The organism is Pseudomonas sp. 273 (assembly GCF_029201425.1).
Taxonomy (GTDB): domain Bacteria; phylum Pseudomonadota; class Gammaproteobacteria; order Pseudomonadales; family Pseudomonadaceae; genus Pseudomonas; species Pseudomonas delhiensis.
The window spans coordinates 4,002,562-4,024,254 of sequence record NZ_CP116775.1 but is presented as its reverse complement, the minus strand read 5'-3'; the positions used below and the strand labels follow the sequence as shown (position 1 = coordinate 4,024,254).

Annotated in this window: 19 protein-coding genes and 1 pseudogene; 18 read left to right on the top strand and 2 right to left on the bottom strand. The window is 69.5% G+C overall.

Annotation, left to right across the window (positions count from 1 at the left end; all coding sequences use genetic code 11):
* Positions 1–2 precede the first annotated feature (2 nt).
* The 12 genes from PKO50_RS18295 to PKO50_RS18240 all read left to right on the top strand — a co-directional run bounded on the left by PKO50_RS18295 (position 3) and on the right by PKO50_RS18240 (position 10,926).
* Positions 3–1,205: an outer membrane protein transport protein gene (locus tag PKO50_RS18295; protein ID WP_275626847.1), complete on the top strand. Its 1,203-nt coding sequence runs from the start codon at positions 3–5 to the stop codon at positions 1,203–1,205.
* Between the two features lie 14 nt (positions 1,206–1,219).
* Complete coding sequence (locus tag PKO50_RS18290) at positions 1,220–1,711, top strand: flavin reductase family protein (RefSeq protein WP_275626846.1); 492 nt, start codon at positions 1,220–1,222, stop codon at positions 1,709–1,711.
* A gap of 170 nt (positions 1,712–1,881) precedes the next feature.
* A complete protein-coding gene (locus tag PKO50_RS18285) occupies positions 1,882–2,250 on the top strand; it encodes a VOC family protein (RefSeq protein ID WP_275626845.1) in 369 nt (122 codons plus the stop codon).
* A gap of 51 nt (positions 2,251–2,301) precedes the next feature.
* Positions 2,302–3,330 (top strand): ring-hydroxylating dioxygenase ferredoxin reductase family protein, encoded by a 1,029-nt coding sequence (locus tag PKO50_RS18280; RefSeq protein ID WP_275626844.1) that lies wholly within the window; start codon positions 2,302–2,304, stop codon positions 3,328–3,330.
* 10 nt (positions 3,331–3,340) lie between these two features.
* Complete coding sequence (locus tag PKO50_RS18275) at positions 3,341–4,666, top strand: acetylornithine deacetylase (RefSeq protein ID WP_275626843.1); 1,326 nt, start codon at positions 3,341–3,343, stop codon at positions 4,664–4,666.
* 16 nt (positions 4,667–4,682) lie between these two features.
* Positions 4,683–5,420, top strand: coding sequence for an aspartate/glutamate racemase family protein (locus PKO50_RS18270; RefSeq protein WP_249919835.1), 738 nt, complete (start codon positions 4,683–4,685; stop codon positions 5,418–5,420).
* A gap of 13 nt (positions 5,421–5,433) precedes the next feature.
* Positions 5,434–6,876: an indoleacetamide hydrolase gene (iaaH, locus tag PKO50_RS18265; RefSeq protein ID WP_275626842.1), complete on the top strand. Its 1,443-nt coding sequence runs from the start codon at positions 5,434–5,436 to the stop codon at positions 6,874–6,876.
* 159 nt (positions 6,877–7,035) lie between these two features.
* Positions 7,036–7,650: an SDR family oxidoreductase gene (locus PKO50_RS18260; protein WP_275626841.1), complete on the top strand. Its 615-nt coding sequence runs from the start codon at positions 7,036–7,038 to the stop codon at positions 7,648–7,650.
* A 34-nt stretch (positions 7,651–7,684) separates the two neighbouring features.
* Entirely contained in the window at positions 7,685–8,644 is a 960-nt protein-coding gene (locus tag PKO50_RS18255; RefSeq protein ID WP_275626840.1) for a VOC family protein, read from the top strand.
* Positions 8,641–9,477, top strand: a complete 837-nt coding sequence (locus tag PKO50_RS18250; RefSeq protein ID WP_275626839.1) for an alpha/beta fold hydrolase — start codon at positions 8,641–8,643, stop codon at positions 9,475–9,477. The genes PKO50_RS18255 and PKO50_RS18250 overlap by 4 nt, the downstream gene beginning before the upstream one ends.
* Positions 9,478–9,481: 4 nt before the next feature.
* A complete protein-coding gene (locus tag PKO50_RS18245; RefSeq protein ID WP_275626838.1) occupies positions 9,482–9,907 on the top strand; it encodes a lipocalin-like domain-containing protein in 426 nt (141 codons plus the stop codon).
* 578 nt (positions 9,908–10,485) lie between these two features.
* Positions 10,486–10,926, top strand: a complete 441-nt coding sequence (locus tag PKO50_RS18240) for an FCD domain-containing protein (protein WP_346770518.1) — start codon at positions 10,486–10,488, stop codon at positions 10,924–10,926.
* Positions 10,927–11,078: 152 nt separating this feature from the next.
* Here PKO50_RS18240 and PKO50_RS18235 read toward each other — a convergent pair whose 3' ends face one another.
* Positions 11,079–11,963 (bottom strand): LysR family transcriptional regulator, encoded by an 885-nt coding sequence (locus PKO50_RS18235; RefSeq protein WP_275626837.1) that lies wholly within the window; start codon positions 11,961–11,963, stop codon positions 11,079–11,081.
* Positions 11,964–12,066: 103 nt separating this feature from the next.
* On the opposite strand from PKO50_RS18235, the gene PKO50_RS18230 reads away from it, so the two are divergent.
* Positions 12,067–13,455 (top strand): aldehyde dehydrogenase family protein, encoded by a 1,389-nt coding sequence (locus PKO50_RS18230; RefSeq protein WP_275626836.1) that lies wholly within the window; start codon positions 12,067–12,069, stop codon positions 13,453–13,455.
* Positions 13,456–14,362: 907 nt separating this feature from the next.
* Here the strand turns inward: PKO50_RS18230 and PKO50_RS18225 are convergent.
* Positions 14,363–15,067, bottom strand: coding sequence for an FCD domain-containing protein (locus PKO50_RS18225; RefSeq protein WP_275626835.1), 705 nt, complete (start codon positions 15,065–15,067; stop codon positions 14,363–14,365).
* A gap of 172 nt (positions 15,068–15,239) precedes the next feature.
* Between PKO50_RS18225 and PKO50_RS18220 the strand changes: the two genes are divergently transcribed.
* The 5 genes and pseudogenes from PKO50_RS18220 to PKO50_RS18200 all read left to right on the top strand — a co-directional run bounded on the left by PKO50_RS18220 (position 15,240) and on the right by PKO50_RS18200 (position 21,502).
* Positions 15,240–16,073 (top strand): fumarylacetoacetate hydrolase family protein, encoded by an 834-nt coding sequence (locus PKO50_RS18220; RefSeq protein ID WP_275626834.1) that lies wholly within the window; start codon positions 15,240–15,242, stop codon positions 16,071–16,073.
* 76 nt (positions 16,074–16,149) lie between these two features.
* Positions 16,150–17,070: a VOC family protein gene (locus PKO50_RS18215; RefSeq protein ID WP_275626833.1), complete on the top strand. Its 921-nt coding sequence runs from the start codon at positions 16,150–16,152 to the stop codon at positions 17,068–17,070.
* A 103-nt stretch (positions 17,071–17,173) separates the two neighbouring features.
* The gene (locus tag PKO50_RS18210; protein ID WP_275626832.1) at positions 17,174–18,805 is read left to right on the top strand and encodes a bifunctional 3-(3-hydroxy-phenyl)propionate/3-hydroxycinnamic acid hydroxylase; all 1,632 of its coding nucleotides are present in this window, start codon (positions 17,174–17,176) and stop codon (positions 18,803–18,805) included.
* A 64-nt stretch (positions 18,806–18,869) separates the two neighbouring features.
* Positions 18,870–20,222: an outer membrane beta-barrel protein gene (locus PKO50_RS18205; RefSeq protein WP_275626831.1), complete on the top strand. Its 1,353-nt coding sequence runs from the start codon at positions 18,870–18,872 to the stop codon at positions 20,220–20,222.
* A 30-nt stretch (positions 20,223–20,252) separates the two neighbouring features.
* Positions 20,253–21,502: pseudogene (locus tag PKO50_RS18200) on the top strand (MFS transporter).
* Positions 21,503–21,693: the final 191 nt, after the last annotated feature.

Here is a 21,693-nt window from a genome sequence, read left to right as displayed (position 1 = left end):
CCATGCCCGTACAGCACAACAAAGCGCTGTTGCCCGGCCGTGCCGGTGCGCTCGTCGCCTGCCTGCTCCCGCTGCAGGCCGCCTGGGCGACGCAGGGCACCTTCCCGCATGGCTACGGCGTCAAGTCCGAGGGCATGGGCGGGGTGGTCATCGCCCTGCCGCAGGACTCCCTGGTCGGCGCCTCCAACCCGGCCGGGATGGTCGCGGTCGGCGACCGCCTGGACGTCGGCGCCGCCTTCCTCAAGGCCGACAACGGCGCCGAGTTCGCCGGCAACACGATCAGCGGCTCCAAGGACCGGGACCTGTACGTGATCCCGCAGTTCGGCGCCAACAAGATGCTCGATGACGTCAGCAGCCTGGGTATCTCGGTGGTCGGCAACGGCGTGGGCACCGCCTACGCCCGCGACGCCGACTTCGGCGGGCTGCGCAACCCCGGTTCGCAGTTCCAGCAGATGGTCGCCACCACCAGCTACGCCCGCAAGCTCAACGAGCAGCACAGCGTCGGCGTGGGCCTGATGCTGCTGCGCCAGGTGCTGGACATCGACGGCACCGCCAGCATCGGCCTGCCCCAGGGGCGCGACGAGTCCTACGGCGCCGGCCTGCGGCTGGGCTGGATCGGCCAATTGACACCCGAATGGAGCCTCGGCGCCAGCTATTCCACCCGCGGCTACATGTCGAAGATGCACCGCTTCGACAAGCTGCTGGCCGATGGCGGCGACCTCGACATGCCGTCCAACTGGGCCCTGGGCGTGGCCTGGAAGCACGGCCCGCTGACCCTCGCCGCCGACCTGCAGAAGGTCTACTGGAGCGACGTCAGGTCCCTCGGCAACCCCGGCGTGAGCCGCGCCACCGGCGCGCCCGGGGACTCCGACGGGCCCGGCTTCGGCTGGCGCGACCAGCGCATCTGGCGGGTGGGCGCGGCCTGGGACCTGAACCAGCGGCTGACGCTGCGGGCCGGCTACAACGACGCCAACCAGCTGCTCGATGGCCACGACACCTACCTGGGCATCCTGGCGCCGGCCGCCAACCACCGGCACGTGACCTTCGGCGGCACCTACCGCCTCACCGGCGGCCACGAGTTGTCCCTGGCCTACGCCCGTTCCTTCAAGGACAAGGTGGAAGGCGAGGGCGCCGGCCCGGATGCGGTCACCTCGCCGTACATGGGCCAGCACTGGCTGTCCGTGAGCTACGGCGTGGCGTTCTGAGCGGAGGCATTGCGATGATCGAAAGAGCCCAACTCAGGCAGGCCCTCGGCCAGTTCGCCACCGGCGTCACCATCGTTACCACCCTGGATGGTGAGAGCTGGCCCATCGGCGTCACGGCCAACAGCTTCAACGCCGTTTCGCTGGAGCCGCCGCTGGTGCTGTGGAGCATCGGCAAGTCCGCCTACAGCTACCCCGCGTTCGCCGGTTCCGAGCACTTCGCCGTGCACGTGCTGGGGGAGGGGCAGCGGGCGCTGTCCGACCGCTTCGCCCAGGCCTCGACGGACAAGTTCGCCGGCCTGGAGGTCGGCACCGGCGTGGGCGGCGTGCCCTTGCTGCCGGGCTGCCTGACGGTGTTCGAGTGCGCCACCGAGCACCGCTACGACGGCGGCGACCACCTGATCCTGGTCGGCCGCGTGCTGCGCATGGCGGCGCCCGAGCCGGACATGCGGCCGCTGCTGTTCCACCGCGGCCGCTACCAGGACCTGGCCCGCGCGCAGAGCGCCTAGCCAGCCCGCACGGCGGCCCGGGAGGGGCCGCCGTTTCTCCTCCTGCGGCGCTGGGTTTATTTGCGCTGGCGGGATAACCGGGGAACCCATTGGAGTGTGGGCGCCACCCCCGGTTCCTATGATCGGGCCATGACAACGAAAGACGCCCTGCCTGCTCCGGAGGCCTTGCAATGATTGGATACACGCTGTTGGGCAGCAACCACCTGGAACGCGCCCGCGCGTTCTATGGCGCCTTCCTCGGCGCCATGGGCGCCACCGCGCTGCTGGAGTCCCCGCGCCTGAGCCTGTACGGGCAGGCCCTGGAACAACCGATGCTGGGCATCTGCACCCCCTATGACGAACGCCCCGCGCAGCCGGGCAACGGCAACATGGTCGCCCTGCCGGCCGGCTCCCGCGAGCGGGTGGACCAGCTGCACGCCCTGGCCCTGGCGCTGGGCGCCAGCGACGAAGGGCTGCCCGGCGAGCGTTTCCAGGGGTTCTACATGGCCTATTTCCGCGACCCGGACGGCAACAAGCTGGCGATCTTCCACAAGGACTGAGCAGGCCGGCCGGCCCGCCGCACCATCGACGTATCCCGTGGGACCCCACTCATGAAAGACCAGACACACCAAGTCACCGTGAACTTCTCCGACGGCGTCAGCCGCAGCTTCAGCGTCCCTGCCGACGCCAGCATCCTCGACGCCGCCCTCGAGGCGCAGGTGCCGCTGCTGTACCAGTGCCGTTCCGGCAGCTGCTCCAGCTGCATCGCCCACCTCGCCGACGGCGAGGCGGTCACCCGCCCCGGCGCCAGTTCCACGCTGCTGGCCAGCGAGTACGCCGCCGGCCAGCGCCTGCTGTGCCTGTGCCAGGCGCAAACGGACTGTACCTTCGAGCTGGCCTACGGCAGCGAGGTCGGCTCGGGGGCGGCCGGTGAGGTGCATGCCTTCGTCGATTCGGTCGAGCGCATCGCCAGCAACGTGGTGCGCCTGCGCCTGGAACTGGCCGATGGCGAATGCCTGGACTTCCGCCCCGGCCAGTTCATGCAGATCCAGGTGCCGGGCTTCGAGGTGCTGCGCAGCTACTCACCGTCCAGCACCCCGGCCGACCTGCCGAAGCTGGAGTTCCTCATCCGCCTGCTGCCCGGCGGCGCCATGTCCAGCTACCTGGAAGAGCAGGTCAAACCCGATGAGGTGCTGACCCTCAGCGGCCCCTACGGCGCCTTCTTCCTGCGCGAGGAGAAGCGCCGCGCGCCGCACATCTTCGTCGCCGGCGGCACCGGCCTGGCGCCGATCCTGTCGATGATCGACACACTGCACAAGCTCGGCGGGCGCAAGCCGCCGATGCTCCTGAGCTTCGGCTGCGCCACCCCGGAAGTGCTGTTCGGCCTCGACGAGATCGAGCTGCGCAAGCAGTGGCTGCCGAGCCTGGAAGCGCGCATCTGCGTGGACCGCGAGCCGCGCGAGGACCTGCACCACGGCAGCCCGGTCAGCGCCCTGCGCGAGGGCGACGTGAGCGGCCCGGACTGCGTGGCCTACCTGTGCGGCCCCCAGCCGATGATCGATGCCGCCACGGCGCGGCTGATCGAGCTGGGCGTCGCCCCCGAAAACATCTTCAGCGAACAGTTCGTCGCTAGCCACTGAGGGCGCCAGCATGCAACCCACCACCTCCATGCCGTTCTCCGCCGAGCAGATGAAATGGTACGAGCAGGCCTGCGCCAGGCTCGACGCCAGGCGCCTGCAGGACTTGCTGTTCGCCATCACCGACATCCACAGCCCCACCGGCTCGGCCCGTGCCGTGGGCGAGTTCATGACCGCCCACCTGAAGCAGATCGGCATGGCCGCCCGCTACCAGCCGATGAGCTTCACCAGCGGCAACGTGCTGGGCGAACTGCGCGGCAGCGGCGGCGGCGCCAGCGTGATGCTGTACGCGCCGCTGGACACCCACCTGGAATGCGACGAGGCCGAGAAGCTGCTGACCGGCGAAGCCGGGCAGGCCGACATGCTGCCGATGGCCCAGCAGGTCGACGACTGGGTGTTCGGCCTCGGCGCCTCCAACCCCAAGGGCATGATCGCCACCCTCACCGAAGTGGCCACCGCGCTGATCGAAGCCGGGGTGCCGCTGACCGGCGACCTGCTGCTGGGGCTGGCCGACGGCGGCATGCCGGTGGACATCTCGGCGCGACAGCACGCGGGCATGTCCAACGGCGTGCTGCACCTGCTCAACCGCGGCGCCGCGCCGGACTTCGCCATCATCATGAAGCCGTGGAACTGGGTGTACCACGAGGAGCCGGGCATGGCCTGGTTCAAGCTGCGTGTCTACGGCAGCCTCGGCTACGCCGGCGTGCCGCGCGGCACCCCGGGCTTCCGCAGCTCGGTGGTGCCGGCGGCGGCGGTGGTCGGCGAGCTGGAGCAATGGATCATCGACTACGCCGAGCGCAACACCTCCGGGGTGGTCAAGCCCCACGGCTGGATCGCCGGCATCCGCGGCGGCGACGTCGAGCGCCCGGCGTTCCCCTCGGCGGTCACCGAAATCTTCTTCGACGTACGCATCAACCCGCGCAGCAGCCCGGGCGACGTCAAGGCGCAGTTCGCCGCATTCGTCCGCGACCTGCAGGCGCGGCGCCCCGACCTGGAGCTGGAGTGGGACATGTACGGCTCCGTGCCCGGCGGCAGCACCGACCCGCAGAACTGGATCGTCCAGTCGTGCAAGCGTGGCTGGGAACACATCGAGCGGCGCCCGCACGGCACGCCCGACTGGCTCGGCGGCCAGACCGACGGCGCCGCGCTGCGCCGCTACGGCGTGCCCACCGCGCGCATCGGCTGGCCGTGGCCGGCGCAGGGCGCGCCCTTGCCGGTGGCCGAGGGCCTGGGCGGCATGGGCGCGACCTACGTGCCCGACCTGATGCCCTGCGCGCGCAAGATCCTCTACGCGCTGATCGACACCCTGACCCGTCCACGCCAGCAACTGGGCCTCTGAGCCCGGGAGAACGAACATGCGCAAGCGCGTGAAAATGATCTTCCCCGTGCCGCTGAGCGAGCAGACCCGGCCCCTGGTCGAGTCCCAGCTGCCGGCGGCGTTGCAGCGCCCGGACATCGAGGTGTGCTTCGTCGGCGCCGGCAGCGTCTCGACCCTGGCCGACAGCTACTACGACATGGCGCTGATGGAGCTGGCAGTGATCGAGGCCGGCATGCGCGCCGAGGACGAGGGCTTCGATGCCGTGTGCATCAACACCGTCAGCGACTCGGGCCTGGCCGCGCTGCGCGCCCGGCTGTCGATCCCGGTGCTGGCGCCGGGGCAGAGCGCCTTCCACCTGGCCTGCGCCCTGGGCCACAAGTTCAGCGTCCTGACCATGTGGCCGCGCTGGTTCCCGCTGTACCGCAAGACGCTCAGGGAATACGGCCTCGAATCGCGGCTGGCCTCGCTGCGCTCCATCGACGTGCGCCCGGACACCGAGGCCCTGCTGCAGGGCAAGGAGGAGGTGGTCTTCGCCAAGCTGCTGGACGCCGCCCGGCTGGCCATCCACGAGGACGGCGCCGAGGTGATAGTGCTGGGCTCGACCACCATGCACCAGTCCCACGCCTTCCTCAGCCAGCACCTGGACGTCCCGGTGCTCAACCCCGGCGTCATCGCCTACAAGCTGTGCGAGGTGCTGCTCGACCTCGGCCTCGCCCACAGCAAGCTTGCCTATCCCAGTCCGGAGCGACTCAAGGACGAGGCGTTCAGCCGTTGAACGGAGCCACCGCATGAAACTCTTCCAAGACTCCCCGACCCTTGCCGACCTGACCATCGCCGAAGCCGTCACGGCCTTCCGCGATGGCGTACTGAGCAGCACCGAACTGGTCTGCGCCTGCCTGGACCGCGCCGAGGACGGCCGCGAGCTGAACGTCTACGTCACCCTCAACGGCGACGGCGCGCTGGCCGAGGCCAAGGCCGCCGACGCCGCGCGCCGCGCGGGGCGGCGGCAGAAGCCGCTGTCCGGCATCCCCATCGTGGTCAAGGACAACATCCACGCCGCGGGCCTGCCGTGCACCGCCGGCACGCCGGCGCTGGCCGGCTTCGTCCCGCGCCAGGACGCGCCGACGCTGCAGCGCCTGCGCGACGCCGGGGCGATCCTGCTGGGCAAGACCAACATGCACGAGCTGGCCTTCGGCGCCACCGGCTACAACGCTGCCTTCAACACAGGCAGCCAACCCGGCGTGCGCAACGCCTACGACAGCGAGCGCATCGCCGGCGGCTCGTCCTCCGGCAGCGCCGCGGCGCTGGGCGCGCGCATGGCCCTGGCGGCGCTGGGCACCGACACCGGCGGCTCGATGCGCATTCCCTGCGCGCTCAACGGCTGCTCCTCGCTGCGCCCCAGCGCCGGCCGCTATTCCAGCGAGGGGGTGATCCCCATCGCCCGCAGCCGCGACACCGTGGGGCCCATGGCCCTGTGCATGGCCGACGTCGCCTTGCTCGATGCCCTGATCAGCGACGAATACGCGCTGCCGCCGGTGAGCCTGGACGGGCTGCGCCTGGGCATCGTCGAGGACTTCTGGAGCCATCTGGACGACGACGTCCGCGAGGTGGCCGAGGCCGCCCTGGCGAAGCTTTCCAGCCATGGCGTGAGCCTCGTCGAGCTGCCGGCGACGCGCCTGCAGGAACTGAACCGCGCCGTCGGCTTTCCGGTGGTGATCCACGAAGCCTACGACTCGATGGTCGCCTACCTGCGCGACGAGGGGCCGGGCATCAGCATCGAGGAACTGGCCCGGGACATCCACAGCCCGGACGTGCGCGCCATCTACGAGCAGTGGGTGCTGCCGCGCAAGGCGCCGGGGGAGGGCGGCCTGGTGGACGTCGCGCCGCTCTACGAGGCGGCTCGGAACACTGCCCGCCCGGCCCTGAAGGAGCACTACCAGGACCTGTTCGAGCAGTACCGGCTGGATGCCCTGGTCTTCCCCACCACGCCCATAGTGGCGCCGCCGGCCAGCGACCAGGTCAACCTGCCGGAGTATTTCGAGCGGCTGATCCAGAACACCGAGCCGGCCGCCAGCGCCGGCCTGCCGGGCATCCAGCTGCCCATCGGGCTGGGCCCGCGCACGGGGCTGCCGGTGGGCCTGGAACTGGACGCGCCCTTTGGTTCGGACCGCCGCCTGCTGGCCGTGGGCATCGCCCTGGAAGCCGTGCTCGGGCGCATCCCGCCGGCCTGATGCCGGTCGCTTTCCTGGAGGAGCAAGCATGAATCTGGACAACAAGGTGATAGTCGTGACCGGCGGCGGCAGCGGCATCGGCCGCGAGGCCTGCCTGGCGCTCGCCAGGGCGGGGGCCCGGGTGGTGCTGGGCAACCGCGATGCGCGGGCGGGGCGGACGTGGTCGAGGAAATCGCGGCGGCCGGCGGCCAGGCCCTGTTCCTGGCCACCGACGTGTCCCGCCCCGCCGACTGCCGCGCCCTGGTGGCGCTGGCCGTGGAGAGCTACGGGCGGCTCGACGGCGCCTTCAACAACGCCGGCCTGCAGCGCGCGTTCCACGACATCCACGAAACGCCCCTGGCAGAGCTCGACGAGGTGGTCGACATCAACCTCAAGGGCGTCCTCTACATGATGAAGTTCGAAGCCGAGGCGATGCTGCGCACGGGCGGCGGCTCCATCGTCAACAACGCCTCGATCTTCGGCCTCAAGGCGATGCCGCGCACCGCCGGCTACGTGGCCGCCAAGCACGGCATCGTCGGCGCCACCCGCGCCGCGGCGCTGGACTACGCGACCCGCGGCATCCGCGTCAACGCCCTCTGTCCCGGGCCGATCAAGACGCCGAGCTTCGACCGCGTCACCGGCGGCGACGACCACCTGTACGACGACGGCGTGCCCATGCGGCGCATCGGCCAGCCCGGGGAGGTCGGCGCGGCGCTGCTGTGGCTGCTTTCCGGGCAGGCCTCCTACGTCACCGGGGCCACCCTCTCGGTCGATGGCGGGATGTCGGCGGAATGACACAGACATGGACCAGCGCAGGAGAGGCGCAAGCATGATCAGGGCACTGAGTTACGTGATAGTCGGCACTCCCAACCTGCCGGCCTGGCAGAAGCAGGCGGCGGAACACATCGGCCTGCAGGTGGAGGTGGTCGAGCCGGGGCGCTGCGTGCGCCTGCGCGCCGACCAGAAGGTCCAGCGTCTGCTGCTCGAAGCCTGCGAAGGCGAACCCAGCATGGGCATGGGCTTCGAGGTCGGGGATGCGGAGGAGCTGGAGCAGGCCGCCCAGGCGCTGACGGCGGCGGGCTACCCGGTCAGCCGCGGCACGGAGCAGGAGAACGCCCTGCGCGGCGTCGCCGGAATGCTGCATTTCCGCGACCCCGACGGCGTGCGCATCGAGGTGGCCTGGGGCCTGGCCGACGCCGCCAGCCCCTTCGTGCCGGGGCGCCCGCTGGGCGGTTTCCGCACCGGCGAGCTGGGTATCGGCCACGTGGCCCTGATCACCGCGCACTTCGAGCAGATGTGCCACCTCTACAAGGAGGTGCTGGGCTTCAAGGTCAGCGACCGCGCGCGGGCGCCGTTCCGCGTCGAGTTCCTCCACGTCAACCCGCGCCACCACACCCTGGGCATCGCCCACACCGGCGGGCCGGCGAAGATCTACCACATGATGCTGGAGTACAACGACTTCGACGACCTCGGGCGGGCCTACGACATGGCGCTGGCCGACCCCGAGTGCATCGGCGTCACCCTCGGCCGGCACATCAACGACCACGTCACCTCCTTCTACCTGAAGAACCCCGACGGCTGGATGTTCGAGCTCGGCTGGGCCGGGCGCACCATCGGCCCCGACTGGGAGGTGGAAGAGCTGCAGGGCATGAGCCTGTGGGGGCATGACCGCACCTGGCTGCCGCCGGACAAGCGCGAGGAGGCCAGGCAGATCCTCAAGCGCCTGGCCGAGCAGGGGATGCGTGCCCCCGTCGTTACCACCAGCCAGACCGCGAAGGCCAGACAATGACTACTTCGACATCAGCGGAAATCGCCAACCACCTGCGGGTCGGCGACTGCACCATCAACTACCACGACCAGGGGCAGGGCGAGCCGATCCTGCTGATCCACGGCTCCGGCCCGGGTGTCACCGCCTGGGCCAACTGGCGCGGGGTGATCCCCGAACTGTCCGGGCGCGCCCGGGTGATAGCGCCGGACATGCTCGGTTTCGGCTATACGCAGTGCCCGGCCGGCCGCCGGCTGGACCCCGAGGCCTGGGTCGGGCAACTGACCGGCCTGCTCGACGCCCTGGACATCGACAGGGTCTCTGTGGTCGGCAACTCCTTCGGCGGCGCCATCGCACTGGCGCTGGCCCAGCGGCATCCGCAGCGGGTGAAACGCCTGGTGCTGATGGGCTCGGCGGGTATCTCGTTCCCCATCACCGAGGGCCTGGAGAAGGTCTGGGGCTACCAGCCCTCGCTGCAGGCCATGGGCGAGCTGATGGGCGTGTTCGCCTACGACCATTCGCTGATCAACGACGACCTGGTGCGCATGCGCTACGAGGCCAGCATCCGCGACGACGTGCAGTCACGCTTCGCCCAGCTGTTCCCCGCGCCGCGCCAGCAGGGGGTGGAGATGCTCGCGGTGCCTGAAGCCGCGCTGCGCGAACTGCCCCAGCAGACCCTGCTCATCCATGGCCGCGACGACCGGGTGATACCGCTGGAGGTCTCCGAGCGCCTGCTGCGCCTGATCCCCCATGCGCAGCTGCACGTGTTCGGCGAGTGCGGGCACTGGGTGCAGATCGAGCGGGCGCGGGCGTTCACCCGCCTGCTGATTGATTTCCTCACCGATGCAGCGGAGTGACAGCATGAACGCAACAGACATCCAGGGCCGCTGGGAAATCCTGGCCTGGGAGCAGCTCTACGACGACGGGCGCGTGCTCCACCCGATGGGCGTGGCGCTGGAGGGCTTCATCGAGTACGGCGCGCATGGCATGTTCTGCGTGGTCGCCAGGAAGGACCGCGAGCCTTTCCGCAGCGGCGGGCAATGGTCGGCCAGCGATGAAGAGAAGGCCGCCGCCTACGGCAGCTACCTGACCTACGCCGGCGGCTACGAAGTGCAGGGTGATACCGTGCTGCACCACGTGCGCCATAGCCTGTTCCCCAACTGGGAGGGCGGCAGCCAGCGCCGCATCGCCCAGCTGGAGGGCGACGTGCTGGCGCTCAGCGCACGCCTGGAGGAGGGCACCCCCGAGGCGCGAACCGCCAGGCTGCTCTGGCGGCGGGTGCGCTGAGCGGACGGCCGCGGGTCGCCCGGCAAAAAAACGGGTGCCGGAACCTCCGGCACCCGTGGTGCTGATGGCGCAAGGCTCGCCCCCCGACAATGCAGCTCACCTTGCGTCCACTGGCACGCTGGCAGAGGCGCCCGGCCCGGCGTTCGCCGGGGGCTGCCCCATGATTCCTGCGCCCGGGCCATAGCCGTCCATTACGGCTCGGCACCCTGGGCGTGGCCACTATCTTGATGGCAAGTTTCATGTTGGATGAATCCAATATTTCTTACCTTCATGTGTTGAAATCCTAACGTAACCCCGGCTTCGCCCCCTCCATTCGACCCGCCTGCCACACGCGGGCTGCCGCCCGCGCTTCCCGCCTGTTCATATAACTTTTTGATTTTCCGCCTGTTTTCTCTTCTTCACCGGCGGCGCGGCATTGCTGCGCCGGCTCGTCCATCGCCCCGAGAACACCCGCGAGCTGGCCGACGCCGGGGTGAAACTCAAGGATAGGATCAACCGCCAGCATCCGCTGTACGAGCAGATCGACGAAGTGCCCTACGTGATGTTCCGCAACCGCCTGGACGCGCGCACCTACCAGAATCGCCGCGCCGGACCTGCTTCAGCGCGCCGTCACCCGGCTGGCGGCCATCCAGCGCAACGACGAGGACCTGGAGCGCATCCGCGCCGCGGAGACCGCGTACATGACCTCGATCACCAGCGGCGACTTCCAGGCCATGACGGAGCCGAACAAGGCGCTGCACATGGAAATCTCCCGCGCCGGCAAGAACCCCTGCCTCACTGGCTACTACGAGAAGCTGCTGGGAGAAGGGCAACGGCTTTCGCACCTGTACTTCGACTTCATCATCAGCGCCGCCAGCACCGACGGCATGGGGCGCGACCATGCCGAGATCGTCGAGGCCATCGCCGCCCGCGACGCCGACGCGGCGGAGAAGGCCGCCCACGAGCACACCATGCTGTTCCAGCGACGCTTCCTGGACTTCATGCAGCAGAACCTGACTTCGCGCATGAAGATTTCATAGCCCGTCGGGGCCCGGTCTTTCCATTCACCGGCGCGTAGGCACCAGCACCAGCTGCTGCGTGGCCATGGCCTGGTAGATGCGTTCCAGCGCCTTGGCGTCGCAGCTCATGTGGCCGGCGCCGCCAGGCTTCGACGGCGGTTCCCCTGGCGCTGTCAGCCCCCGGCCATGTCCAGCGCCGCCGCCTGCTCCCGCACCAACTGGCGGAACAGCTCCAGCGAGCGTGAGCGCGAGTCGCTGCGCCAGATCAGCCAGGTGTTCAGCCGGGCGAAGTCGCCGGCCATGGGCCAGGCGCTGACCGAGGCGCTGCCCGGCATGTTCGCCAGCATGCTGCGCGGCATCACCGCCAGGCCGCCGCCGGCGCTCACGCAGGCCAACATGCTGTGGTAGGACTCCAGTTCGCGGATGGCGCCGGGCGCGGCGCCGTCGGCGGCGAACCAGCGTTCGAAGTGGTGGCGGTAGGAGCAGTTGTCGCGGAACACGTAGATCATTTCGCCGTGGACGTCCTGGCCACGGCGGATCGGCGCGTGGTGCGAGGGGGCGACCACCAGCATCTGTTCGTCGAACACCGGCATGCCTTCCAGCGCCGGGTGCTTGATCGGGCCGTCGACGAAGGCGGCGATCAGCTTCCCGGCGATCACCCCGTCGATCATCGCCCCGGAAGGCCCGGTGGACAGGTCCAGCTCCACCTTCGGGTACTGCTGGTGGTAGCGCGCCAGCAGCCTGGGGATGCGCACCGCCGCCGTGCTTTCCAGCGAGCCGAGGGGGAAGCGCCCGCTGGGCTCCTTGCCGGACACCGCCACCCGCGCTTCTTCCACCAGGCCGAGGATGCGCGTGGCGTAGGCGAGGAAGTCGTGCCCGGCCACGGAGAGCCGCAGGCGGTTCTTCTCGCGGATGAACAGCTCGGCGTCGAGGTCCGCCTCCAACTGCCTGATCCGCGTGGTGAGGTTGGAGGGCACGCGGTGCATGGCCTGCGCGGCGGCGGCGATGCTCTTGTGGGTGACCACCGCGCAGAAGATCTCCAGCTGGACCAGGTCCATTTCATTCTCCAAACGAGAGCGTAATACTCTCTATTATTCAGTTTTCATAAGTATCACTCAGCGCGAAACTGGCGCTACCCCAATCCGCCCCCAGGAGCGCGCCATGAGCATCACGCCCCAGACCCACGCGATTTCCCGCAACCCCGCCACCGGCGAGGTGATCGACAGCTACGCTTTCGAGTCCGCCGAAGCCCTGGAACAGGCCCTGGCCCGCGCGGCCCAGGGCTATGCCAATTGGCGGCGCACCCCGCTGGAGCAGCGCGCCGCCGCGCTGGTCCGCCTCGGCCAGGCCCTGCGCGCCAACGCCGACGCCCTGGCCGAGTGCATCACCGCCGAGATGGGCAAGCCGATCACCCAGGCGCGCGGCGAGGTGGAGAAGTGCGCCGGGCTCTGCGACTGGTACGCGGCCAACGGCCCGCGGATGCTCGCCCCCGAGCCGACCAGCGTGGAGCACGAGCGCGCCTGGATCGAATACCGCCCGCTGGGCCCGATCCTCGCGGTGATGCCGTGGAACTTCCCCATCTGGCAGGTGTTGCGCGGGGCCGTGCCGGCACTGCTGGCGGGCAATACCTATGTGCTCAAGCACGCGCCCAACGTCATGGGCTGCGCCTACCTGCTGCTCCAGGCGTTCCGCCAGGCGCAGTTCCCGGCGGGCGTGTTCGAGGTGATCAACGTCGGCAACGACCTGGTGTCCCAGGCCATCCGCGACGCGCGCATCGCCGCCGTCACCGTGACCGGCAGCGTGCGCGCCGGCTCGGCCATCGGCGCGCAGGCGGGCGCGGTGCTGAAGAAGTGCGTGCTGGAGCTGGGCGGCTCGGACGCCTTCATCGTGCTGGCCGACGCGGACTTGGACCTGGCGGTGAAGGCGGCGGTCGCCGGGCGCTTCCAGAATTCCGGCCAGGTCTGCGCCGCGGCCAAGCGCTTCATCGTCGAGGACGGCATCGCCGATGCCTTCACCGAGCGCTTCGTCGCCGCCGTCCGCGAGTTGGCGATGGGCGACCCGACCCAGGCGCGGACTTACGTCGGCCCCATGGCGCGCTTCGACCTGCGCGACGAACTGCACGACCAGGTCCAGCGCACCCTCGCCGAAGGCGCCAGCCTGCTGCTGGGCGGCGACAAGGCGCAGGGCCCGGGCAACTTCTACCAGCCCACCGTGCTGGCCGAGGTCACCCCGCAGATGACCTCGTTCCGCGAGGAGCTGTTCGGCCCGGTGGCCTCGATCATCCGCGCCAGGGACGCCCGCCATGCCCTGGAACTGGCCAACGACAGCGACTTCGGCCTGACCGCCACGGTGTTCAGCGCCGACCAGGCCCGCGCGCGGCAGATGGCCGACGAGCTGGAGGTGGGCGGCGTGTTCATCAACGGCTACAGCGCCAGCGACGCCCGCGTCGGCTTCGGCGGCGTGAAGAAGAGCGGCTTCGGCCGCGAGCTGTCGCACTTCGGGGTGCGCGAGTTCTGCAATGCGCAGACCGTCTGGGTGGATCGCCGCTGACGGGGCCGGCCGTTTCCCCCGGAGCCTCCGGCGCGGGCTCGGCACCAGGTTGCGCCCATGGTTCGTGACCTGCTGCCGTGGACGCTTGCCGCCGACGCCCAGTGCTGCGCCCGGAAGTCCGTTACGACTGGTTCGACGCCCGGGACCACGATCGCCCCTATGGCAACGGCCGTGACCGCACGCGGCTGGGGACCATGGTCGAGGCGCTCTACTACTTCTGACTGTGCAGAGGTGCTCTTCGTAGGAGCGAGCTTGCTCGCGAACAAACCCGGTGCCATGCGGTTCGCGAGCAAGCTCGCTCCTACGAGAAGCAGTGCCTGCCTGTACCGTAGGAGCGGACTCTGTCCGCGATTTCGCGCGCAGGGCGCGCTCCTACAATGGGAATGGCGTGGTGGGGCGGCGTAGGAGCGGATCTCATCCGCGATTCGCGCGCAGGGCGCGCTCATACAATGGGAATGGCGTGGTGGGGTGGCGTAGGAGCGGATCTCATCCGCGAATCGCGCCGGAACGTCCGGCTATCGCGGAAAAGTTCCGCTCCTACGACCGTGCTTCCCTGGAGCTGTAGGAGCGGGCCCTGCCCGCGATTTCGCGCGCAGGGCGCGCTCCTACAATGGGAATGGCGTGGTGGGGCGGCGTAGGAGCGGATCTCATCCGCGAATCGCGCCGGGACGTCCGGCTATCGCGGAAAAGTTCCGCTCCTACGACCGTGCTTCCCTGGAGCTGTAGGAGCGGACTCTGTCCGCGATTCGCGCGCAGGGCGCGCTCCTACAATGGGAATGGCGCGGGTGGGGCGGCGTAGGAGCGGATCTCATCCGCGAATCGCCTCGGAACGTCCGGCTATCGCGGACAAGATCCGCTCCTGCAGGGCGTTACGGCGCCTGCTGGCCCAGGTTCCCATGGCGTCGCCTCAGCCCTTGAGCACCTTGTGGGCCAGCACGTTGCGGGTGGTGGTCTCGTAGTGCTCGGCCAGCAGCGCGCAGGCCTTGTCCACGTCCCGCGCCAGGGCGGCGTCCAGTAGCGCGCGGTGTTCACCGGGCACGTCGCGTTCGGCGCCTTCGGCGTAGTGCACCGAGAGCATGCGGTAGCGCGCGGTCTGGTCGCGCAGCATGTGCGACAGGCGCAGCAGCCAGGGCGAGCGGCAGCTGCCGATCAGCGCCTCGTGGAAGGCCACGTGGGCGTTCTCCCATTCCGGCTTCAGCAGCCGTTCCGGGCCTTCGACGATGGGCAGGCGGTCCAGGCGGTGGTGCGCGGCGATCAGGCGGCTTTCCCAGTCCAGGTCGCCGTGGCGGATGGAGTCGGCCAGGGCCTGGCATTCGATGAGCAGACGGGTGGCGGTGATGTCGCGGATTTCCCCGGCGGAGATGCGCCCGACGCTGAAGCCCTTCTGGTCCTCGGCGCTGACGAAGCCGCTGGCGGCCAGGCGCGACAGCGCCTCGCGCAGGGGGATGACGCCGGCGTCGTAATGCTCGGCCAGCTCCTTCAGGCGCAGGCGGCTGCCCGGCGCCAGGCGGCCGTTGATGATGTCTTCGCGGACCCGGGCCTCCAGTTGCGAGGCCATGGTGCGCTTCTCCGAGGCTTCGGGCTGTTCCGCCCAGCGTTCGGCTCGGTTCATGGGCTGTTCCACGGATGATGACGGATGAGACAGATGATACACACGGGAGCCTTTTATCGATAATTCTGAAAAAATATATTTTATCGTTGACGGCATATTTTATCGGGATTAGCTTAGGGCCCATACCGCACTGCCTGGCGGTCGTCACGAACCACAACAAGAGGTCTGCTCCATGCGCTACGTTCGCTTCTCCCACCAAGGCCGCCCGGTACTGGGCGTTCGCACCGCCGAAGGCGTCCGGGTTCTCGGCGAGGAAACCCTGGAGTCGCTGCTCGAGCGCGGCGTCGACCTCACCACCTACGGCGCCCAGGCCCAGGGCCCGCTGGTGCAGATCGGCGAGCAGGACTACCTGCCGCTGATGAAGAAGCCCGGCAAGATCGTCTGCGTCGGCCTGAACTACGCCGACCACACCAAGGAATCGCCCTACGCCCAGCCGGACTACCCGACCCTGTTCCCGCGCTTCAACAGCAGCCTCATCGGCCACAACCAGCCGCTGGTGCGCCCGCGCATCTCCGACACCCTGGACTACGAGGGCGAGATGGCCGTGGTGCTCAAGAGCGGCGGCCGGCACATTCCCAAGGAGCAGGCGCTGCAGCACGTGGCCGGCTACGCGCTGTTCAACGAGGGCTCGGTGCGCGAGTACCAGTTCAAGTCGCCGCAGTGGACCGTGGGCAAGAACTTCGACGACACCGGCGCCTTCGGCCCGGACCTGGTGACCGCCGACGAACTGCCGGCCGGCGGCAAGGGCCTGCTGCTGCAGACCCGCGTCAACGGCAAGGTGGTGCAATCGGCCAATACCGAGGACATGCTGTTCGACGTGGCCACCATCATCTCCACCCTTAGCGAGGCGGTGACCCTGGAAGCCGGCGACGTGATCGTCAGCGGCACCCCGGCGGGCGTCGGCTTCGGCATGGAGCCGAAGGTCTACCTGAAGGCCGGCGACGTGGTGGAAGTGTCCATAGAAGGCATCGGCACCCTGGTCAACCCGGTGCTGGACGAAGCCTGACCCCGGGCAGTTCCCGGCCAGATCGAAGCCTCCCGCTCCGAGGCTTCGACGACAAGAACAACAATCGGAGGCGATCATGACTCCCACCATCCGTGGTGTGCATTCGATCGATCATTACGCGCTGTTCGTGCCCTCGCTGGACGACGCGCGCCAGTTCTTCGCCAGCTTCGGCCTGGAAGTCGGCGAAACCCCGGACGCCCTGGAACTGCGGGCCGCCGACGGCCACCGCTGGGCGCGGATGCTGCCGGGGCCGCGCAAGAGCCTGGCCTACCTGAGCTTCAACTGCTTCGCCGAGGACTACCCGGCCCTGCGCCAGCAGGCCGAGGCCGCCGGCGCGCGCTTCGAGGCCGGCGACGGCGAGGGCTTCTGGTTCCGCGACCCCGATGGCAACCTGCTGCAGGTGAAGGTCGGCGCCAAGCACATGCCCGACCACAAGCAGCTGTCGGCGCCGGCCCGGCCCGCCGTGCGCGGCGTCGGCACCCGCGACGCCGTGGCCCGGGTGCGCCCGCGGCGGCTGTCCCACGTGCTGCTGTTCAGCCCCGACGTGCCCCAGGCGGTCACCTTCTACGAGCGGGCCCTGGGGCTGCGCCTGTCCGACCACTCCCAGGACATCATCGCCTTCACCCATGCCCCCCACGGCTGCGATCACCATCTGGTGGCCTTCTGCAAGAGCGGCGCCAGGGGCTTCCACCATGCCGCCTGGGAAGTGGACGGCGTGGACGACGTCGGCAACGGCGCCGAGCAGATGGCCAGCGCCGGCTACCGCGAGGGCTGGGGCACCGGGCGGCATTGCCTGGGCTCCAACTACTTCCACTACGTCCGCGACCCCTGGGGCTCGTTCTGCGAGTACTCGGCGGACATGGACTTCATCGACGCCGGCAGCCAGTGGCCGGCGGGCGACTTCCCGCCCGAGAACTCGCTGTACCTCTGGGGTCCCAGCGTCCCCGAGTACTTCGTCCTCAACACCGAGGCAGACGGCGCGCCAGCCAAAAGCTAGCGCCCACAGCGACGCAGGCCGCCCCCACGTCCCGCACACTTTCCTGCCGTCCAGGGAAGCGGGGAGCGGCTTGCCCAAACCCACCCGGTTCAGGTCAGCACAGATGAACGAAAACAAGATCCACGACGTGGCCATCGTCGGCTACGGGCCGGTCGGCCAGACCCTCGCCATCCTCCTCGGTCGCATGGGCTACAGCGTCGCCGTGTACGAGCGCTGGCAGTCCCTCTACCCGCTGCCGCGCGCGGTGTTCCACGACCACGAGATCCGCCGCGTGTTCCGCATGATGGGCCTGGAGGAGGAGCTGAAGGAAATCTCCCAGCCCTCGGCCTGCTACCAGTGGTTCAACGCCGACTGGAAGGTGCTGGTGGAGATCGACTGGTCCGCCGAGTCGATCAGCGACGGCCCCTTCGGCTACCTGTTCAACCAGCCGGGCCTGGAGGCCATACTCGATCGCCGGGCCAAGGCCATCGACCAGGTCGAGGTTCACCAGGGCTGGGAAGTGCTTGGGCTGAGCCAGGACGAGCAGGGCTGCGAACTGCGCCTGCAGCGCACCCAGCGCGGCGACCCGGCGCAGGCCGCCGAGCAGCGCACGGTGCGTGCCCGCTACGTGATCGGCGCCGACGGCGCCAACAGCGTGGTGCGCCGCGAGTGCGGCATCGACTGGCTGGACCTGGGCTTCCAGGAAGACTGGCTGGTGGTCGACCTGCAGCCCAACCCCGGCGTCGAGCTGGACGTGCCGGACATCGGCCAGTGGTGCAACCCGGCGCGGCCGACCACCATGGTCCCCGGCGGCCCCGGCTACCGCCGCTGGGAGTTCATGCGCCTGCCCCACGAGAGCATCGAGGACCTGCAGAGCACCGAGAAGGTCTGGGAACTGCTGTCGCCCTGGGTCACCCCGGACACCGCCACCCTGGTGCGCCACGCCGTCTACCAGTTCCGCTCGCGCATCGCCGAAACCTGGCGCCACGGCCGCGTGCTGCTGGCCGGCGACGCCGCGCACCTGATGCCGCCGTTCATGGGCCAGGGCATGTGCTCGGGCATCCGCGACGCCTGGAACCTGTCCTGGCGCCTGGACCTGGTCTTCCGCGGCATCTGCTCCGACAGGCTGCTGGACAGCTACACCCTGGAACGCAAGCCGCAGATCCGCGCGGTGATCGATGCCTCGGTGGCGATGGGCAAGGTGGTCTGCGTGGCCGACCCGCAGAAGGCCGCCGAACGCGACGCCGCCTTCCTCGCCGGCGAAGTGCCGCCGCTGCCGCCGTTCCCCGGCCTGGTCGACGGCGTGGTGCACAAGGACGAGCGCAACGGCCGCGCCCTGGGCCCGGCCGGCTGCCTGGGCGTGCACGGCGAGATCGAGCGCGACGAACACCGCCAGCGCTACGACGACGCCTTCGGCCGCGGCTTCCACCTGGTGAGCATCGGCGACGACCCGCTGGCCGGGCTGGGCGAGGCGCACAAGGCGCTGCTCGAACAGCTGGAGGTGAAGACCGTGCGCCTGAGCGAGGACGGCGCGCCGGGCACCTGCCGCGACCTCTCCGGCAAGTACCACCAGTTCCTCCGCGCCGCCGGGCTGCAGGCGGTGCTGGTGCGCCCGGACTTCTACATCTACGGCGGCATCGGCCACGCCAGCGAACTGCCGCAACTGCTCGACGCGCTGCGCCGCGACCTGGCGCTGCAGCAGGGCCAGGGCGGCGCGCTGCGCGAGGCGCGGCGGCCGCTCGCCGCCCAGGTCTAGGTCACTTCGGCCGCGGGGCACTCCCCGCGGCACCCCTCTGAAAACAACAACAAGAGACAGAACGATGCTCAACATCAAGGTGAAAACGCTTGGTGCGGTCCTGGCCGCCCTGGCATTCGTGGAATGTCATGCTGCCGAGGCGCCGGCGCCGGGGGAGGGCGCTCTGTTCAAGGGCCTCTTCGGCGACAGCCTGGAGCGCAACTACGGCATCACCGTTTCCAACCTGCTGGACATCGCCTACGTGCGCAACAACCGCTCCACCCATGACGAACGCCGGGACGGCCTGAGCAACCTGCCGCTCACCGGCATGTCCGACGAGGGCCTGGAGTGGGGCAGCCTGCACCTGTTCGTCGACAAGGCGCTCAAGGGCACCTTCGTGCCGCGCATCACCCCGTTGCCGGGGCCCAAGCCGCAGGACTTCGCCTTCGGTTTCACCTTCGAGGCCAACTACGGCCGCAACGCCCAGTTCGCCCGCACCTTCGGCTGGGACATGCACTGGAACCTGAACGAGGATGACAACGCCAAGGCGCAGAAGGACAAGGACCGCTTCCTCGCCGTCCCCAACATCGCCGCCACCGCCTACGTGCCCTACGGCCCGGGCTTCAACTTCATGGCCGGGGTGTTCGGCCCGGCGCTGGGCTACGAGATACCGCCGAACATACGCCAGGCGCGCAACCCCTTCGCCAGCAAGACCTACGCCTTCGTCAGCGAGCCGGGCACCGTCTCCGGGGTGCTGGTGGGCACCCGCCTGCTCGATGGCGACCCCGGCATCCTCGGCCTGGAGCTGGGCGTGGTGCAGGGCTGGAACAACCTGCGCGACAACAACGACGGCAAGTCGGTCATGGGCGCCCTGCGCTGGCGCACGCCGGACATGAACACCTGGGTCGACTACGAATTCATCGTCGGCGACGAGCAGAACGACAGCACCTCCGACGTGCAGGCGCCGACCGCGCGGCTGATCGCCGACAGCGGCCAGCTCAAGCAGCAGCACTCGCTCAACGGCTGGCACAAGTTCGACGAACGCTGGTCCATGGGCGCCGAAGTGGTCTACGGCCACCAGGCCGGCGACGGCAAGCCGGGCACCGTGGACATCGTCAGCGGCCCGGGCTTCGACGGCGCCCACTGGTGGGGCTCCAACGCGGTGCTGACCTACCAGTACCGCCCGGACCTGTCGTTCTCGGTGCGCGGCGAGCATTTCAGCGACCCGGACGGCTTCATCCTGTTCCCCACCAGCAGCGCCCGCGGCGACTACAACGCCCTCACCGGCGGGCTGCGCTGGGACGTGACCGGCAACCTCTCGCTGCGCCCGGAGGTCCGCTACGACTGGTTCGATGCCCGCGACCACGACCGCCCCTACGGCAACGGCCGCGACCGCTCGCAACTCTCCACCATGGTCGAAGCGCTGTTCTACTTCTGACCGCCCGCCACCGCCCCGAGTACCCATGCCATGCACAACAACGACAAGAAGTGGAATGCGCGCTACGAATACACCGCCGTCGCCATGCTCGCCCTGGGCTTCGGCCTGGTCGGCCTGGACCGCTTCATCATCCTGCCGCTGTTCCCGGTGATGATGAACGAGCTGCAGCTGGACTATCAGGACCTGGGCAACATCTCGGCGGTCCTGGCCATCGCCTGGGGATCTCCTCGATCTTCATGGGCCGGCTCTCCGACCGCATCGGCCGGCGCAAGGTGCTGATCCCCGCGGTGCTGTTGTTCTCCCTGCTGGCCGGGCTGTCCGGGCTGGCCAACGGCGTCGCCGCGCTGCTGCTGATCCGCGCGGTGATGGGCATCTCCGAGGGCGCCTTCACGCCCACCGCCATCGCCGCCACCGCGGAGTCCTCACACCCGTCGCGGCGCGGGCTGAACATCGGCATCCAGCAGGCCTTCTTCCCGATCCTCGGCCTGGGCCTGGCGCCCATCCTCGCCACCCAGCTGCTGCTGGTGCTGCCGTCCTGGCGCTGGGTGTTCGCGGTGGTCTCGCTGCCCGGCTTCCTGCTCGCCTGGTGGATGTACCGCAGCCTGCGCGAGACCCGCGTGGCGGCGGCACCTGCCCAGGCGCAGGAACCGGAGCAGGGCCGCTGGCTGGATGCGCTGCGCTACCGCAACGTGCCGCTGAACATCCTCGGCATGTTCTGCATGCTCACCAGCCTGTTCGTGCTCAGCGTGATGATGCCCAACTACCTTACCGACTACCTGCACCTGGGCGTACAGCAGATGGGCTTCGTCATGTCCGCCATCGGCCTGGGCGGCTTCGTTGGCCAGCTGGTGCTGCCGGCGCTGTCCGACCGCCTGGGGCGCAAGTCGGTGGTGCTGGGCAGCTTCGTCGCCACCGGCGCCTGCATCTGGCTGCTGATGCACACCGGGGCCGAGCCGCTGGTGCTGTTCGCCCTGCTGTTCCTCACCACCTTCTTCAACTTCAGCATGATCTGCATGACCGTCGGCCCGCTCACCGGCGAGTCGGTGCCGCTGCCCCTGGTATCCACCGCCACCGGCCTGGTGGTGGGCATAGGCGAGGTGTTCGGCGGCGGCGTGGCGCCGGCGCTGGCCGGCTACATCGCCCAGCACCACGGCATCCAGTACACCCTCTACCTGGCTCTGGGCGGGGTGGCGCTGGGCCTGCTGGTCGCCTGCCTGCTGCGCGAGACCGCGCCGCTGCGCCGCGGGCTGCCGGCCGGGCAGGGCGAGGAGGCGGCCTGAAGCGATAGTGCCGACAGGAGGTCGGCACGACGAGGCCGGGCCTGCCGTCCCGGCTTCGTCGCCGTCATGCGCCGGATGCGCATGCCGCCGCCGGCGCTACCCGCGCCCGGCGGCGTTCTTCCCTCGCGCCGGGCTCGGGCGGCGTCGGTCACGAGCCGGCGCCGCCCGGTCTTCGCCGGGCCCGCATGGCT